This window comes from Clostridium gallinarum, from assembly GCF_014836325.1.
Lineage (GTDB): Bacteria > Bacillota > Clostridia > Clostridiales > Clostridiaceae > Clostridium > Clostridium gallinarum.
The window spans coordinates 56,324-74,053 of the sequence record NZ_JACSQZ010000007.1; the positions used below are offsets into that span (position 1 = coordinate 56,324).

The following is a 17,730-nucleotide window of genomic DNA, read 5'->3' on the forward strand; positions in this document are numbered from 1 at the left end:
AAAAAGAAAAAATAGGAGAAAAACAATAAATGCTTTTCTCCTATAAATTTAATATATTTCACTTTTTCTTTCTCTTTCCATAAGTGCTACTACAGCATCTTTAGGATCTTTATTTTCAAATAAAATCTTATATAAAACATCAGTTATTGGCATTTCTACACCAAGCTTTTCTTTCAACTCATAAAAAGCTCTACAAGCTTTAATACCTTCAACAACCATTCCAACATCCTTAATTGCTTCTTCTGTAGATTCACCCTTACCAATTAAAAATCCAGCTCTTCTATTTCTTGAGTGGGGACTAGTACAAGTAACTATTAAATCTCCCATTCCAGTTAATCCAAGAAAGGTTTCTGGATTTCCTCCAAGCTTTTGACCTATTCTAACTATTTCAGCCATACCTCTTGTCATAAGTGCTGCCTTAGAATTATCACCATATCCTATTCCATCACATACTCCTGCAGCTAATGCAATAATATTTTTTACTGCACCTCCAATTTCTACTCCAACTAAATCATTATTAGTATAAACTCTAAAATTATTAGTTATAAACAGTTCTTGAACCTTAGCTTCTGCATCTTTATCTTTAGATGAAACCACAACTGTAGTTGGTATATCAAAGGCCACCTCTTCTGCATGACTTGGTCCAGATAATATAACAACTTTATTACTCGGAAGTTCTTCTTCTATAACTTCCGATAGCCTTAAATTAGTTCCTTCTTCAATACCTTTTGCTATGCTAATAATAATAGCATCATTATCTACCTTACCTTTTAAAGATCTTGAAACACTTCTTATTACATGTGATGGTACAGATAAAACTACAAACTTAGAATTATTTAATGTTTCTTGAAGATTATTATAGGCAGTGACATTTTTAGGTATATTTAATTCCTTAATATACTTATCATTTTTTCTATTAATGTTTATATCGTCAACTACATTTTTATCTCTATCATATATGTTAACTTTATATCCCTTATTAGCTAATAAGATACCTAGGGCAGTTCCAAAACTACCTCCTCCTAAAAAAGCCACATTACTCATAATTATTCCTTCCTTTCCCTATATTCTATTTGAATACCAGTACCACTAAAATCAAAACTATCTCTCAATTGATTTTCTATATATCTTTCATAAGAGAAATGTCTTGCATTTGAATCATTAACAAAGAAAACAAATTTAGGTGGTTTCGCTGCTACTTGTGTAGCATAATAAATCTTTAATCTCTTAAGACCAACTATTGGCGGTTCTTTCATAAGTACTGCTTTATTTATAACTTCATTTAATATTCCAGTCGGAACTCTCTTTGAGTAATTGTCATAACATTCTTTTGCTATTTCTAAAACTTTATGAGTTCTTTGTCCTGTCTTTGCAGATATAAATAAATATTTAGCATATTTTAAGAATTTTAATTTCATTTCTAAATCTTCTTTATATCTTTGCATAGTCTTATCATCTTTTTCTATAAGATCCCACTTATTAACTATAACCATTATAGCTTTATTCATTTCATGAGCATATCCTATAATTTTTTCATCCTGCTCTGTTACACCTTCAGTAGCATCTATCATAAGTATACATACATCTGCTCTTTCTATTGCAGCATAAGTTCTTATTACTGAATATCTTTCTATTTCTTCTTTAACTTTGCTTTTTCTTCTAAGCCCAGCTGTATCTACTAAAATAAATTTTCCTAAATCACTTTCTAGTGTACTATCTATTGAGTCTCTTGTAGTTCCAGGTATATTAGATACAATCAATCTATCTTCACCTAATAATCTATTAATTAAAGAAGATTTTCCTACATTAGGCTTTCCTATCATAGCTATTCTTATATATTCATCTTCTTCCTCATCTTCATTAAATTTATCAAAGTTTTCTGTTACTCTATCAAGCATATCTCCAAGACCTAGTCCTTGTGAAGCTGAAATAGTTATTGGATCTCCTATACCTAAGTTATAGAATTCCCAAGCATTATCTTCTTCCTTTAAAGAGTCAACCTTATTTACTACTAATACAACTTCTTTTTTACTTTTTCTAAGCATACTTGCAACTTCATGGTCAGCAGGTGTTAATCCTTCTTTTCCATCAACTACAAATACTATTACATCAGCTGTTTCAATAGCAATATTAGCTTGCCTTCTCATTTGTTTAACTATTATATCTTCTCTTTCTGGTTCAATACCACCTGTATCAATCATAGTAAAATTATAATTTAGCCATTCCGCTTGAGCATATACTCTATCTCTAGTTACTCCTGGAGTATCTTGAACTATTGATATCCTCTGTCCTGCTAATTTATTAAATAAAGTAGATTTACCTACATTTGGTCTTCCAACTATTGCAACTATTGGTTTTCCCATTCTTTAGTCCTCCTTACAATTTGCATTTATTACATCAATAAGGTCATCACCTGTATAATCACAAACTACAACCTTAACGTTTAAAGCTTTTTCTATATCATGAATATTTAAATCATCTAACATAACCATCTCTGCTGGTGCTAATTCATATCCTTTTCTAAACATATTACTTGACATAATTAAATATTCAGAATTTATTTTTCCCTTCAATTGATCTATTATGTCAGTTCCTGTTAAAAGTCCTGCTACTGTTATAGTATTTCCAAAAAAGTTATTTATAACCTTATATACATCTATTTTAATATTAGGATTGTAATCCATTATAAGATCTGCTGATCTCTTTATTTCATCATATGCTAATTCTCCTGTTACCATAGAAAAGCTTCCTTTAGCGTCTTTATCTAAAAACTCTAAAGTTCTATTGATAACTTCTCTATAATACCTTATCATTCCTACTCCATCTTCTAGTTGTTCATACTCTGAATAAAACTCTTCTTTTGGAACATCTAATCCAGCTGTTATATAAAACTCATCAGATAATCTCACGAATGGAGCTCCTGTTTCTTTAATGAATTTATTCTGTAAATCTTGAATCATCATAATTTCATTTTTAGCCGATTCTTGTGTAAATGTATCTACCTTTGGTAAGTTTTCTCTAAATTTAGTAATACCTATTGGAACTACAGCTACGTTCTTTACATATGGATGAAGCTCATATAAGTCCGTTACAGTTTTTCTTAATTCTTCACCATTATTTACATTAGGTATGCAAACTACTTGTGCATGCATTTCAATTTCTGCATCCCTTAATTTTTTAAGCCTTTCCATAATAGCTCCAGCAAATCTATTTTTTAGCATCTTTACTCTAAGTTCTGGATTAGTAGTATGTACTGAAATATTAATAGGACTAATCTTGTATCTAATGATTCTATCAATATCTTCATCTTTCATATTAGTTAATGTAACAAAGTTACCTTGAAGGAATGATAATCTTGAATCATCATCTTTAAAATACAATGTATTTCTCATTCCTTTAGGAAGTTGATCTATAAAACAAAACATACATTTATTAGAACAACTTTTAGCCTTATCCATTATTCCACCTTGGAATTCAAGCCCTAAGTCTTCCCCATATTCTTTTTCAATTTCATATTCCCAAATTTCGCCATCAGGTTTTTCGATTTCTAAAAGCACTTCTTCATCAACAGCTAAAAATTTATAATCTATAATATCATCTATAGGCGTTCCATTAATTGAAATTAATACATCATTTACTTCAATCCCTACTTCTTCCGCAATGCTCCCTGCATCTACCTTCTTAATTAAATTTTTCATTTTTTCACCTCAATATCTCTATGTTATCTTTTGAATTATTAAATATATTTATAAAAAGTTAAACTATATAATCACTACATAAAATTTATTATTTTTATATTATGCATAATAAGCCTAATTTTAATAATCACTTGATGTTATATTACATTATTAATATTATATAGTCAATAAAAAACATCCCCTTATTCGAGGATGTTCTTTATATTTATTCATTTAAATCTACATAATTACCTTTTTTAGAAAATATAATCCACTCACAAATATTTGTTACATGATCTCCTATTCTTTCTAAATACTTAGATGCAAAAAGTATTTGAGTTCCTTGGTTTATCATTGATTCATCTTTCCCCATTTTCTTTAGAACTATTGCAAACATGCCTTGATATATAGCATCTACTCTATCATCCATATGACAAATTTCATAAGCTGCTTTTTCATCACCATTAACATAAGCCTCAATAGCTAATTTTATCATATTATTAATTAAATCTACCAGTTCCCAAACAGGTGCTATTTCTTCAGAAAAACCTACTCCTTTAACCCTAGGAACTATTTTGCAAATATCCACTGCATAATCTGCCATTCTTTCTAAATCAGTAACTATTTTAGTTGTTGTATATATGCTTCTTAAATCTCTTGCAAGTGGTGATTCAGTAGCCATGAATTTTATACACTTTTCTTCAATTACCTTTTGAAGATTATCTACTTTATCATCATTTTTCATAACTTTCTTAGACAATTCAACATCTTGATTTTTTAAAGCCATTATACTATCGTATATTTGTTTTTCAACTAAACTAGCCATTTCAATTAGCTCTGAATTAAGTAGCTTAATTTTACTTTCCATTACTTCTCTCATCATTTTAATCACCTCATTTTAATTTTAGCCAAATCTTCCAGTAATATAATCCTCTGTTCTTTTATCCTTAGGTTTATAGAAAATATCTTCTGTATCTCCATACTCTATAATTTCTCCATTTAAGAAAAATGCTGTTTTATCAGCAATTCTTCCAGCTTGTTGCATGTTATGAGTTACTATTATTACTGTATATTTTTTCTTTAGTTCCTCCATTAACTCTTCCATTTTATTAGTTGATATTGGATCTAAAGCTGATGTTGGCTCATCCATTAATATTATTTCAGGTGATACTGCTATAGTTCTAGCTATACATAATCTTTGTTGCTGACCTCCTGATAGTCCTAGTGCACTCTTTTTAAGCCTATCTTTAACTTCATCCCAAAGAGCAGCACCTTTCAAACTTTTTTCTACTATCTCATCTAAAGTTTTTTTGTCCTTTATTCCATGTAATCTAGGTCCATAAGCTATATTATCATATATTGACATAGGAAATGGATTTGGTTTTTGGAACACCATCCCAACCTTTGTTCTTAACGCAATTACATCTTTACTTTTATATATGTCTTCTCCATCAACTAGGATTTCTCCATCTATTTTTACACTATCTATTAAGTCATTCATTCTATTTAAAGTTCTTAAGAATGTAGATTTACCACAACCTGATGGTCCTATAAATGCAGTAACCTTATTTTCTTCTAAATCTATATTTATGTTTTTTAAAGCTTGATTATCACCATAATATAAATTCAAATTTCTTACTTGAATTTTTTTCATATTTTCCTTTGACATACTTACACCTCTTAGTATTATAAATTAATAATTTGCCTTATTAAACTTTTTAGTAATTAATTTTGCTGATAAATTTAAAATTAATATTATTACTATTAAAACTATTCCAATTGCAGCAGCTTTCTCTATATCTCCAGCTTCTTGTGTTACTAAATAAGAATGTACTGTTAAAGTTCTTGCACTTGACATTATTCCTTTTGGCATTTTAGCAACTGTTCCAGCTGTTAATAAAATTGCAGCTGATTCCCCAATTACACGACCAACTGATAATATTACACCAACTAATACACCTGGTATTGCACTAGGAACTATAACCTTATATAAAGTTTGAAATCTAGTTGCACCAAGACCTAAAGATGCTTCTTTATAAGAAGGTGGTACAGCTTTTAAAGCTTCTTCAGTAGTCCTTATAATTACAGGTAATATTATAATAGCAACTGTAAGAGATCCTGCAAGAATAGAATATCCAAACTTTAATGTTACAACAAAAAATATAGATCCAAATAATCCATAAACTATTGATGGAATACCTGATAAACTTTCTGTAGCAAATCTAATTATTTTAACCATCGTACCTTGTTTTGCATATTCAGTTAAATATATTGCTGCGAGTACTCCTATAGGAGTTGCTACTATAATAGATATAAATACTGTATATAAAGTTGTAACTATCATAGGCAAAATTCCGCCATCTCCTGAAGCAGAATAATTCTTAGTTATAAAATTGAAATTTATTAATTTATATCCTTTTAAGAATATAAATCCTAATATAAATACTAGCATTCCTACAGTAATTCCTGCAGATAACCATAATAATACTTTTAATATGTTTTCTTTAAATCTTCTCATAATTAATTACCTTCCTTACTAGAAAGTTTACTTAATACTAAATTTAATAATAATATGAATAAGAATAATATAACGCCTGTAGCAAATAACATTTCTTGATGAGTTCCAAATGCATATCCCATTTCTAATGCTATATTAGTAGTAAGTGGTCTAACAGAACTCATAATTGAATTAGGAATTACAGGTGAGTTTCCTGCAACTAATATTATTGCCATAGTTTCACCTATAGCTCTTCCTATTCCTAATACTACTGCAGCTAAAATTCCTGATTTTGCAGCTGGAACAACTACTTTGAAAGTTGTTTCTATATGTGATGCTCCAAGAGCTAATGATCCTTCTTTATAAGATTTAGGAACTGCTCTTATTGCAGTTTCTGAAACAGTAACTATAGTTGGCAGCATCATAACTGATAAAACTATAATAATTGCTAAAAGACTTTGTCCCTTGGGTAAATTAAAAGTATTCATAATCCAAGGAACTATTACCGCCAATCCAAAAATACCATATAGTACAGACGGAATACCTGCTAGAAGTTCAACTGCACTAGAAATAATTTTCCCAATTCTTCTTGGTGCAATTTCTGCTATAAATATAGCTGTTAATATCCCTATTGGAACACCTACTATAAGAGAACCTAAAGTCCCTAATATAGAAGCAACAACCATTGGCATAATTCCATACTTATCTGCACTTGGTACCCATTTAGTTCCTAATATAAAATCACTAAATGAATATCCTTTGCTTATAAATGGTGTTAAACCTTTATAAAATACAAAACCTATAATTATTAATAAGCTTATTACTGCAATAAGAGCACTTGCTAAAAATACTCCTCTTGAAACGCTCTCTATAACATATTTACTTTTATTTTTACTTTTTACCTTTAACATCCTTATCCTCTCCTATGAAAGTAAGAATGCTCATAATGAGCATTCTTGATCAATCAGTTATTTAACTGGAATTGCTTTATTTTCTTCAACTAACTTTTGACCTTCATCACTTAAAATAAAGTCTATTAATTTTTGACCTTCTACACTTAACCCTTCAGCTTTATTAACTAATATGAATGGTCTAGAAATCTTATATTCTCCAGATTGTACTAGTTCAGCCTTTGGTTCTACATTTTCAACATTCACTATATTAATTTTATCATCTAAGTATTCAAAAGATACAAAGCCAATGGCATTCTCATTTCCTGCTACTGTTTCTTTAACAGCTCCTGTTGCATTCGCTATCATAGAATCTTGTAGTAGTTCTTCTGATTTATATCCAACGATTTCTTGAAAAGCATCTCTTGTTCCAGATCCTTCTTCTCTTGAAACTACAACTATTGGTGCATCTTTACCACCTTCAATTTCATTCCAATTTGTTATTTTCCCAGTATATATTCCTTTAATTTGATCTATTGTTATATTTTTTATAGGATTATTTTTGTTAGTTATTATTGCTATTCCATCATAAGCAATAATTGTTTCTTTTACAGCACTTGCTTCTTCAGATTTTAATTCTCTTGAAGACATTCCTATTTCTGACACACCATTTATTGCATCTTTAATTCCTGCTGATGATCCTACTTCATTTATTTCTATTGATATATTACTATTTTCTGATTCAAATTTTTCAGCTAATTTTCCCATTAATGGTCCAACAGATGTTGAGCCTGAAATTGATATTGTAACTTCTCCATCTTCAGATTTTCCATCTGATGAGTTGTTACCACAGCCAACAATAGTTCCTCCTACCACTGTTAATAATAAAGCTGTACATAAAAGTTTTAAACTTTTTCTTTTCATAAATTTCTCCTCCAAATTAATAATTAAATATTTTGGGTTTATTAATTTTCTTTACATACTTATATTAATCCCTAAAAGTTAAACAAATATTAGTTTGTCGTTAAGAAAAGTTATGATTATGTTAAATAATTTTAACAAAAAAAAAAATATATCTTCTTTAATCTACTATAAAATCATTAGACAAAAAAATTGTACGTATAGCACTTTCTTTAAATACTATACGTACAATCAATTTATATATTTACATCTGTTAATTTTTTAGTTTTTCTTATTTTTATAGTAAACTTTGTTCCTTTATCAACAATCGAATCAACAAATATTTCACCATTAAACATTTTAACAATATGTTTAACTATGGCTAATCCTAATCCTGTTCCACCCTTAGCTCGTGATTTATCAACTCTATAAAATCTTTCAAAAATTCTTGGTAAATCTTCTTTAGGAATCCCAATTCCATCATCCTCTACTTCAATATATGAATAATTTTTTTTATCGTAAGCTTTGATATTTATTATAACCTTATCTTTAGAATATTTTATAGCATTTTCAACTAAATTCAATATCATTTGATAAAACTTATCTCTATCTCCTAACAGCTCTTTAATCCCTCTATTATCAAAGTTTATTTCTACTTCTTTAGTATTAATACTATTTACTACTATATTAATTACATCTTCTATTACTTCTTCTGCCTTAAACCCTTCCTCTTTCATTTTATTGCTATTTTCAATATTAGATAAGATTAATATGTCATTAATTAAATTAGTCAATCTTTCTGTTTCTTTATCTATTATATCTAAAAATTTATTCCTAGTATTATTATCCTCAACATATTTCAAAGTTTCAGCAAAACCTTTTATTGATGTTAATGGAGTTTTTAACTCATGAGATACATTAGCTACAAATTGACTTCTTATATTTTCAAGCCTTTTTATATCACTTATATCTAAAACAGTTAAAACAACACCTATTGGTATTTTTTTAGAATTAATTATTGGTGCTTTTTTTATTCTAAGTTCTCTTGGAATAGGGTGCATAAGCTTTATTTCTTTTGTCTCTATTTCAGGAATATCCCTCATGAAAGATATTATATCGTAGTCTATTATATACTCTGATATATTTTCTCCTATTATATTTTCATTAATTCCAAATAAATTTTTAGCATATGGATTTATAAGTATTACCTTTTGCTTATTATCTACAGCAATTACACCACTTTCCATACTTTCTAATATAGCTTCTAACTTATTTTGTTTATCCATGGAATCTATAATTTTCAATTGTAGTTGCTCAGCCATATTATTAAAAGTATTGGCTAGAGAACCTATTTCATCATTTGTATGGATATTTACTCTCCTACTATAATCTCCATTAGCTATTTTATTAGTAGCTAACTCTAATTCTTTAAGAGGATATATAATTGCCCTAATTAACTTTAGTGATAAACCAATACATAATAAAATCACAAAAAATATTATTATAAAATAATATTTCATGTACATCTCTTTAAATACTTTTATATCATTTAAAGGAACAGCAGCTCTAATAACAGTATTTTCATCAATCTTTGTTGCAAAATAAACTACATTAATTCCTTCGGTATAACTATATCTAGCAGAAGAATATTTTCCACTTTCAAATGCTCCAATAATTTCTTCTCTATCTAAATGATTTTCAAGGTTATTATTTTCTGTATCCTTAATTACATTTCCACTTTTATCTACTATTGTGAATCTAACTCTTGATTTATTAATAGTAAATTCACTTAAATCTTCAAAAGTATTATTTTTAATAATTATATCATTATATACTTCTAATAGCTCTTTTGTTTTATTAATTTCTTTTATATTTAATAAAGCTATAAAAGAACAAGTTACTACTATTAAAGCAAATATTACAGTAATTAATGATGATGCTAATATTCTTTTCTTCATTCTAACTATTAGGATTAAATCTATATCCTACTCCTCTTATAGTTTCAATAAATTTAGGATTTTTATCATCCACTTCAATTTTTTTTCTTAAATATCTTATATGAACATCAACAGTTCTAGTTTCTCCTACATATTCATATCCCCATATTTTATCTAAAAGTGTTTCTCTAGTTAATATTTTCCCTCTATTTTTAACTAATATCTCTAATAATTCGAATTCTTTTAATGTTAATTCTATTTTTTTATCTAATATATAAACTTCTCTTCTATCAAAATTTATATAAATTTCCTTTGTTTTATATATTTCTTCGCTTCCACTTGAAGATTTAGTTCTTCTAATATTAGCTTTGATTCTTGCTAAAAGTTCTCTAATAGAAAAAGGTTTTGTCATATAATCATCAGCACCTAATTCTAAGCCTAATATTTTATCTAACTCTTCTCCTTTAGCTGTTAGCATTATTATTAATATATCTTTAGTTTCATTATCATTTCTTATAGCCTTACAAACATCAAATCCATCTAATCCTGGAAGCATTAAATCCAATAAAATTAAATCTGGATTTTCCTCTTTAGCTAATCTTACTGCATCTAATCCATTATTTGCAGTTATAACATTATATCCTGAATTAATTAAATTATAGCTTATAAGCTCAACAATATGATCTTCATCATCTACTACTAATATTTTTTCTGACGACATAGGTAATCCCCCTTTATTTTATAAAAGCAAAAGAAAATAATCTTCCATATGTTCCTACTGATTTTCTATAAGAATATAACTTAACTTCATCTTCACAATAAGTACATAGTTTTAATGAATATATATTATTTTCTTTCACTCCAAATTTTCTTACATCATTTAATATACATTCTTCTAAATTTAAATTTCTTCCTTTAAATAAAATATCTTCATTAATATTTGTTCTATCTATAAAATCTTCTTTCAATTCTTCTGAAACCTCATAGCAACATTGTCTTATATGTGGGCCTATAAAAACTTTTATTTCATCTTTATCAATATTAAATTCATATTCCATTTTTTCAAGAGTTCTTAATACTATAGAATTAAAAGTACCCCTCCAACCGCTGTGAATAGCAGCTATAGTGTTATTTTTTTCATCGACTATTATTATAGGTACACAATCTGCTGTAAAAACCCCTATTGCCGTTTCTTCTTTATTAGTTATTAAAGCATCTCCCTCTTCTTTTTTTAAAGTTTCATCTCCATTATAAATATATACCTTATCACTATGAATTTGATTTAAATACTCAATATCCTTTAAATTAAAATAATCTACTATACTATTTAAATTATTAATACCATAATCTTTATGTCTATTAAAACTTCTATCATTTTTTGCAGTAGAAAAAACTATATTTATTTTTCCTAAATTATAAATAAGAAAGTCATCTTTTTCCTTAAAATCTTCCTTATATAAATTTATCATTTAGTCACCTCATTTAACTTATTTTAATACATTTTACCATTTATTAATTTCTATTTCTATTTATTTTACTCTAATAACTTTGTTTTTAACTTACTTTTAACTTAATTAAATATATGTGTTTATTTTTAAGCAAATAAAGTAAAGGTTGCATTAAAACGACCTTAAATCTTTTTAATACAACCTTTACTTTGTTGAAATTAAACTCTTAATTTCCTCTAAAAAAGTATTTATATCCTTAAACTCTCTATATACAGATGCGAATCTAACATAGGAAATTTCATCAACTTCCTTTAATCTTTCCATAACCATTTCACCTATTAACTTTGAATCTACTTCAGTTATCATCTTATTAGAAATAGTTTTCTCTATATCATCTGATAATTCCTCTATTTGTTTCCTTGATACAGGCCTTTTTTGACAAGCTCTAATAAGTCCATTTATTATTTTTTCCTTATTAAAATTTTCTCTAGTAGAATCTCTTTTAACAACTAATATAGGAATATCTTCAACTTTCTCATATGTAGTATATCTTTTATTGCATTTTAAACACTCTCTTCTTCTTCTAATAGTTGTGCTATCATCAGTAGATCTAGAATCTACAACTTTGCTTTCTTCAAAGGAACAAAATGGACACCTCATCTAAATCCCACCTTTCTTTAGTATCTTTTAATTATAATATAGATTATACATACTTTTTTATGTTTTTTCTATATTATTTTACGAATTTAAACATTCTATACCTGTACTATCTATTAAAATTACTTCTATTCCTGCTTTTACTACTTTACTCCAAGGAATTTCTATATCTTCGTCCTTACTAAACCATCCTTTTGGCATTCCTGGTAACAATATCGATATTACTCTACTTTCTTTTATATCTAAAACAAAATCCTTTATATATCCTATTTTAGAGCCTGTTTTTATATCTATTACCTCCATAGTTCTTAAAGCATTTAATGAATGTAATAACATTTCATTTTCTTCTATTATTACATCTTCATCCATTTTAATATTATCAAAAAAACCCACTTAAAATCCCCCTTTTGCATAGCATGTACATTTTTATTTATTTTAAAGAGCTCATTTAAGAGCTCTATACATATTTTCTCATATGTTTTAATGCTGTTTTTTCTAATCTAGATACTTGAGCTTGAGATATTCCTATTTCATCTGCAACTTCCATTTGAGTTCTTCCATTAAAAAATCTTAAAGTTAATATTAGTTTTTCTCTATCATTTAATTTTTTCATAGCTTCTTTAATAGATATATTTTCAAGCCAACTTTCATCTGTATTCTTTGAATCACTAATTTGATCCATAACATAAATTGCATCTCCACCATCATGATATATTGGTTCAAACAGTGAAACTGGATCTTGTATAGCATCTAACGCAAATACTACTTCTTCTCTAGGTAAATTAAGTTCTTTTGCTATTTGTGAAACTGTTGGTTCTTTATTATTTTCTTTTATTAATCTATCTCTCACAAGTAATGCTTTATAAGCAATATCTCTTAAAGATCTACTTACTCTTATAGAATTATTATCTCTTAAATATCTTCTTATTTCACCAATTATCATAGGAACAGCATAAGTAGAGAACTTTACATTTTGACCTAAGTCAAAATTGTCTATGGCTTTCATAAGTCCTATACATCCTACTTGGAACAAGTCATCAACATTTTCTCCTCTATTGTTGAATCTTTGTATTACACTTAAAACTAATCTTAAATTCCCCTTAATGAAAGTTTCTCTTGCACTTTTATCCCCATCTCTCATACTTAAAAGTAACTCTCTTTTTTCCTTTTCTTTTAATATAGGTAACTTGGATGTATTAACTCCACATATTTCTACCTTATTAATAATCAAGCTTATCAACCCCTTATGAAGTAATAACATACTGCATTAAAAAGTATCCCCGAGAGTTATATCTTTTATACTAAAGACAACCTAAATCATTTTGTTGATTTCCTTTTTCAATCTATTAATTATCTTTTTTTCAAGTCTAGAAATATATGATTGAGATATTCCAAGCATATCAGCAACTTCCTTTTGAGTTTTTTCTCTAGCTCCATTTAATCCAAATCTTAATCTAACAATTTCTTTTTCTCTATCATTTAAATGCTTTAATGCTAAAAATAATAATTCCTTATCTATTTCATCTTCTATCAAATTATAAACTATATCATTTTCAGTACCTAAAATATCTGAAAGTAACAATTCATTTCCATCCCAATCAATATTTAAAGGTTCATAAAATGATATTTCAGCTTTAACCTTACTATTTCTCCTTAAATACATTAATATTTCATTTTCTATACACCTAGATGCATAAGTAGCAAGTTTAATTTTCTTTTCAGGATTAAAAGTATTAACAGCTTTAATTAATCCAATTGTCCCAACCGATATTAAATCTTCAACTCCAATTCCAGTATTCTCAAACTTTCTAGCTATATACACAACTAATCTTAAGTTTCTTTCAATAAGAATATCTCTTATTGATTCATCTCCATGAATTAACTTTTCTACTAATTCTTCTTCTTCATCTTTTTTTAAAGGTGGTGGAAGAGCTTCACTGCCTCCAACATAATGTAATTCGCCTTTTAAAATCTTTAATTTCCCTAATATTCTACTTAATAAAGCCTTTATATTTATCATAACTATATAACCCCTCTTGATAATAATGCATTAAAATCATTTTCTTTACTTAATTTATTTTTACACTCACAAAGTATTACCTCTACATTTCTCCACTTTTTGTCTTCTCCTCTTATTCTAATGTCTTTTGATTTAAATCCCTTAAGTAACCCATCCTCCCCAATAGTACTATAGGGAATTAGAAATTCATTATTACTATTTAATTCCAAGTCATTAAAAAAATCACTTTCCACAATTATACAAGGTAAATTAGTAACAGGTTCCCTAAGTGCATTTCCTGTATCTAATAATCCTTTAATAAAAATAGATTTTTTACCATTAAATATTTCTATATCATATATAAAGTTGTTAAGTAAATTTCTATCTCTTAAATACTCAGTAACTCTTACTGAAACTATATATAAAATCATTACTGATATTATTAAATATTTAATTGAATATTTATTAATTGAAAATTTTTCAAAAATACTATTAGAGTTATCAATCATTGAAAAAGCAAATGTAAACCCACATAGTGTAAAAGACATTAAAATAAAAACCACAGAAGATTTTAATACTTTAATAATCTTCAAATTTTTAGTACTAATAATAATCATTAATAAAACTACAATAATCTTAAATGGTAATGATACTAAAATTTTGTTATCCATAAATATTATCAATGTATATAAAGCACCAAATAAAGCTGCTATATAGATACTTTTGTAATATTTATACCTAAGTGCTTTTAATGTAATTAATAATAAAAATAAATTTATAATAAAATTTTCTATTAAGAGTATATCTATGTAGACTACCATTTTCCTTCCCCCTTTGTATTTAAATTATAAACTCTTTCCCCTCAAAATTTTGTCATAATGACTCGTTACTTTTTTTATTTTCATCTATCTTTTATTACATTTAATTACAGTTACTTAACAATTTAAATAAAAACTAACAAAGTTGTACTATAACTATTAATATGTATAATAAAAAGACCAAGAAACTAAACTTCTTGGTCTTTTTATCTATATATAATTACTTTCTTGATCTTAAAAAACTTGGAATATTTACACTATCAGTTTCAATATCTAAAAGAGGATCTACTCTCTTTGCTGGTTCTGGAGTTTCAACATTCACTTTTTCTTCTTTAACTATCTTTTTTTCAAATATAGGTTCACGATTTATTAATTTATTATTATCTTCTTCGAAACCAGTTGCTATTACAGTAATTCTTATTTCATCTGTTAAAGTTTCATCAATAACTGCTCCAAATATAATGTTTGCATCTGGGTCAGCAGCTTCTCTTACTATATCAGCAGCTTCATATACTTCTATAGCTCCTAAGTCAACTCCACCTGTAAAGTTTATAATAACTCCTGTAGCACCATCAATTGATGTTTCTAAAAGAGGAGATGATATTGCTTGTTTCACAGCATCTTGAGCCTTATTGTCTCCTGTACCATGACCAACACCCATGTGAGCTAATCCTTTATTTAACATAACAGTTTCAATATCTGCAAAGTCAGCATTTACTACACCAGGAATTGTAATAAGGTCAGATATAGCTTGTACACCTTGTCTTAATACATCATCAGCTAATCTAAATGAATCTAAAAGTGTAGTCTTTTTATCTGCCATACTTAATAGTCTTTCATTTGGAATTATAACTAGTGTATCAACAGCTTTCATAAGGTTTTCAAGCCCCATTTCTGCATGTCTCATTCTTCTTTTTCCTTCAAAAGGGAAAGGTTTAGTAACAACTCCAACTGTTAAAATATTCATAGATTTAGCTATTTCCGCAACTATAGGAGCTGCACCAGTACCTGTTCCACCACCCATACCAGCAGTAATAAATACCATGTTAGCACCTTTTATAGCTTCTGCTATTTCTTCTCTACTTTCTTCTGCTGCCTTTTTACCAATTTCAGGATTAGCACCAGCACCAAGCCCCTTTGTTAATTTTTCTCCAATTTGAATTTTCACATTAGCATGTGATAACATTAAAGCTTGTTTATCAGTATTAACTGCAATAAACTCAACATTTTTAAGGCCTTCAGCTATCATTCTATTTACGGCGTTACCACCACCGCCTCCACAACCAATTACCTTTATATTGGTTAACTCTTGCATATCCACTTCGAAATCTAACAAAATAATTCCTCCTTTAGAAAATATCTACTAGTAATTTTCTACTTTGTTTCTTCTCATAATTAAATAATTTTCAAATTCATTAACACTATTTCTCATTATATAATAATTTTACATCATACCCCACTATTTTAACAATACCTTTAATAAGTCAAATGTAATTTTTTTGTTGCTTAAAAGTAGTTTATGTGTTTTTTTAATACTTTTGTTGTTTTATATGTATTATATTTTAACAATTAAATTATTATGTAATATAATATAAAAATAAGTACTTTTATAAAAATCCCCATAATTTTTTATCTAACTTTAATACAATTCAATTATATTTTATCATCTTGTATAAAATAACTCAACTATTTCATAAAGATTATAATATATTTTTAATATTATACATAGAAATAATTCAAAAAAAACTAAAAACATTATTAAATCATATATTCAACATAAATATTAAAATTCCTTTAATATTTATATATTTTGAAGAAAAAAACAGAGTTTCCTCTGTTTTATAGCATCATTATTCTTTTTATTGTTTCTTTATCTACCGAATATGTTAATGCTGTTTCTTCTGTTATAATACCCTTTTTATATAGTTCTGCTAAAGCCATATCCATTGTTTTCATACCATACTTTCCACCAGTTTGTATAGCCGATTCAATTTGATGTGTCTTTCCTTCTCTAATTAAATTTTGAATTCCAGGAGTAGTAGTCATTATTTCTAAAGCAGCTACTCTTCCATCCCCGCTTGATATTGGAACTAATTGTTGTGAAATTACTCCTTGTAATACAGCGGATAATTGAACTCTTATTTGCTGTTGCTGATGTGGTGGAAAAACATCAATAATTCTATCTATAGTTTTCGCAGCACCTATTGTATGTAGTGTGGAGAATACTAAGTGACCAGTTTCGGCTGCAGTTATTGCAATTGAAATTGTTTCTAGGTCTCTCATCTCCCCTACAAGTATAACATCTGGATCTTCTCTTAATATTGCTTTTAAAGCACTCTTATAACTTTTACTATCTTTACCTATTTCTCTTTGATTAATTATACATTTATTATGCTTATGCAAGTATTCTATTGGATCTTCTAATGTTATAATGTGAGCTTCTCTATTATTATTTATTTCATTTATCATAGCAGCTAACGTTGTACTTTTACCACTTCCAGTAGGTCCTGTAACTAAAACTAATCCTCTTTGTTTTTGGACTATATTTTTTATAACCTTAGGATGTTTTAATTCATCTAACGTAGGAATTTTTAAAGGTATTACTCTAATAGCTATGGCATCGCTATTTCTTTGTTTAAATATATTAACTCTAAACCTCCCAGTGCCTGAAATTGAATAAGAGGTATCTATCTCTCCAACCTTATCATACTCTTCGAATTTTTCTTCTAATATTTCTTCAGCAAATTCTTTTAGAGCATTAGGTGTTAATTTTTCTTCTCCAAGCTTTATCAATTTACCATTAACTCTAATAGTTGGTGGTAATCCAACTGTTAAATGTAAATCAGATGCTCCTCTATTTATTGTTTCTCTTAAAAGTTCATTTAAAACATAAATCAAATTTTATCC

General features: G+C 27.4%; 18 protein-coding genes. All 18 read right to left on the reverse strand.

The window, feature by feature from the left end; genetic code table 11:
• Positions 1–48 precede the first annotated feature (48 nt).
• A complete protein-coding gene (locus tag H9660_RS03125; RefSeq protein WP_191748453.1) occupies positions 49–1,044 on the reverse strand; it encodes an NAD(P)H-dependent glycerol-3-phosphate dehydrogenase in 996 nt (331 codons plus the stop codon).
• Positions 1,045–1,046: 2 nt separating this feature from the next.
• Entirely contained in the window at positions 1,047–2,363 is a 1,317-nt protein-coding gene (der, locus tag H9660_RS03130) for a ribosome biogenesis GTPase Der (protein WP_191748455.1), read from the reverse strand.
• Positions 2,364–2,366: 3 nt separating this feature from the next.
• Positions 2,367–3,698 carry a DUF512 domain-containing protein gene (locus H9660_RS03135; RefSeq protein WP_191748457.1) on the reverse strand — a complete coding sequence of 444 codons (1,332 nt, stop codon included), beginning with the start codon at positions 3,696–3,698 and terminating at the stop codon, positions 2,367–2,369.
• Positions 3,699–3,903: 205 nt separating this feature from the next.
• Complete coding sequence (gene phoU / locus H9660_RS03140; protein ID WP_191748460.1) at positions 3,904–4,560, reverse strand: phosphate signaling complex protein PhoU; 657 nt, start codon at positions 4,558–4,560, stop codon at positions 3,904–3,906.
• Between the two features lie 21 nt (positions 4,561–4,581).
• Positions 4,582–5,331 carry a phosphate ABC transporter ATP-binding protein PstB gene (gene pstB, locus H9660_RS03145; protein ID WP_243190588.1) on the reverse strand — a complete coding sequence of 250 codons (750 nt, stop codon included), beginning with the start codon at positions 5,329–5,331 and terminating at the stop codon, positions 4,582–4,584.
• A gap of 39 nt (positions 5,332–5,370) precedes the next feature.
• Positions 5,371–6,195 (reverse strand): phosphate ABC transporter permease PstA, encoded by an 825-nt coding sequence (pstA, locus tag H9660_RS03150; RefSeq protein WP_191748464.1) that lies wholly within the window; start codon positions 6,193–6,195, stop codon positions 5,371–5,373.
• Between the two features lie 2 nt (positions 6,196–6,197).
• Positions 6,198–7,085, reverse strand: coding sequence for a phosphate ABC transporter permease subunit PstC (gene pstC / locus H9660_RS03155; RefSeq protein WP_191748466.1), 888 nt, complete (start codon positions 7,083–7,085; stop codon positions 6,198–6,200).
• Positions 7,086–7,142: 57 nt separating this feature from the next.
• A complete protein-coding gene (locus tag H9660_RS03160; RefSeq protein ID WP_191748467.1) occupies positions 7,143–7,988 on the reverse strand; it encodes a phosphate ABC transporter substrate-binding protein in 846 nt (281 codons plus the stop codon).
• 233 nt (positions 7,989–8,221) lie between these two features.
• Positions 8,222–9,922: a sensor histidine kinase gene (locus H9660_RS03165; protein ID WP_191748469.1), complete on the reverse strand. Its 1,701-nt coding sequence runs from the start codon at positions 9,920–9,922 to the stop codon at positions 8,222–8,224.
• A gap of 1 nt (position 9,923) precedes the next feature.
• Complete coding sequence (locus H9660_RS03170; protein WP_191748471.1) at positions 9,924–10,622, reverse strand: response regulator transcription factor; 699 nt, start codon at positions 10,620–10,622, stop codon at positions 9,924–9,926.
• A gap of 13 nt (positions 10,623–10,635) precedes the next feature.
• Positions 10,636–11,370, reverse strand: a complete 735-nt coding sequence (gene pgeF, locus H9660_RS03175) for a peptidoglycan editing factor PgeF (RefSeq protein WP_191748473.1) — start codon at positions 11,368–11,370, stop codon at positions 10,636–10,638.
• Positions 11,371–11,553: 183 nt separating this feature from the next.
• Entirely contained in the window at positions 11,554–12,009 is a 456-nt protein-coding gene (gene nrdR, locus H9660_RS03180) for a transcriptional regulator NrdR (RefSeq protein WP_191748475.1), read from the reverse strand.
• A 78-nt stretch (positions 12,010–12,087) separates the two neighbouring features.
• The gene (locus H9660_RS03185; protein ID WP_341479563.1) at positions 12,088–12,399 is read right to left on the reverse strand and encodes a YlmC/YmxH family sporulation protein; all 312 of its coding nucleotides are present in this window, start codon (positions 12,397–12,399) and stop codon (positions 12,088–12,090) included.
• Positions 12,400–12,463: 64 nt separating this feature from the next.
• Positions 12,464–13,237: an RNA polymerase sporulation sigma factor SigG gene (gene sigG / locus H9660_RS03190; RefSeq protein ID WP_191748477.1), complete on the reverse strand. Its 774-nt coding sequence runs from the start codon at positions 13,235–13,237 to the stop codon at positions 12,464–12,466.
• Between the two features lie 81 nt (positions 13,238–13,318).
• Entirely contained in the window at positions 13,319–14,026 is a 708-nt protein-coding gene (sigE, locus tag H9660_RS03195) for an RNA polymerase sporulation sigma factor SigE (RefSeq protein WP_191748479.1), read from the reverse strand.
• 2 nt (positions 14,027–14,028) lie between these two features.
• Positions 14,029–14,826, reverse strand: a complete 798-nt coding sequence (locus H9660_RS03200; protein WP_191748481.1) for a sigma-E processing peptidase SpoIIGA — start codon at positions 14,824–14,826, stop codon at positions 14,029–14,031.
• A 217-nt stretch (positions 14,827–15,043) separates the two neighbouring features.
• A complete protein-coding gene (gene ftsZ / locus H9660_RS03205) occupies positions 15,044–16,159 on the reverse strand; it encodes a cell division protein FtsZ (RefSeq protein ID WP_191748483.1) in 1,116 nt (371 codons plus the stop codon).
• 503 nt (positions 16,160–16,662) lie between these two features.
• Positions 16,663–17,718, reverse strand: coding sequence for a PilT/PilU family type 4a pilus ATPase (locus tag H9660_RS03210; RefSeq protein ID WP_191748520.1), 1,056 nt, complete (start codon positions 17,716–17,718; stop codon positions 16,663–16,665).
• Positions 17,719–17,730 lie beyond the last annotated feature (12 nt).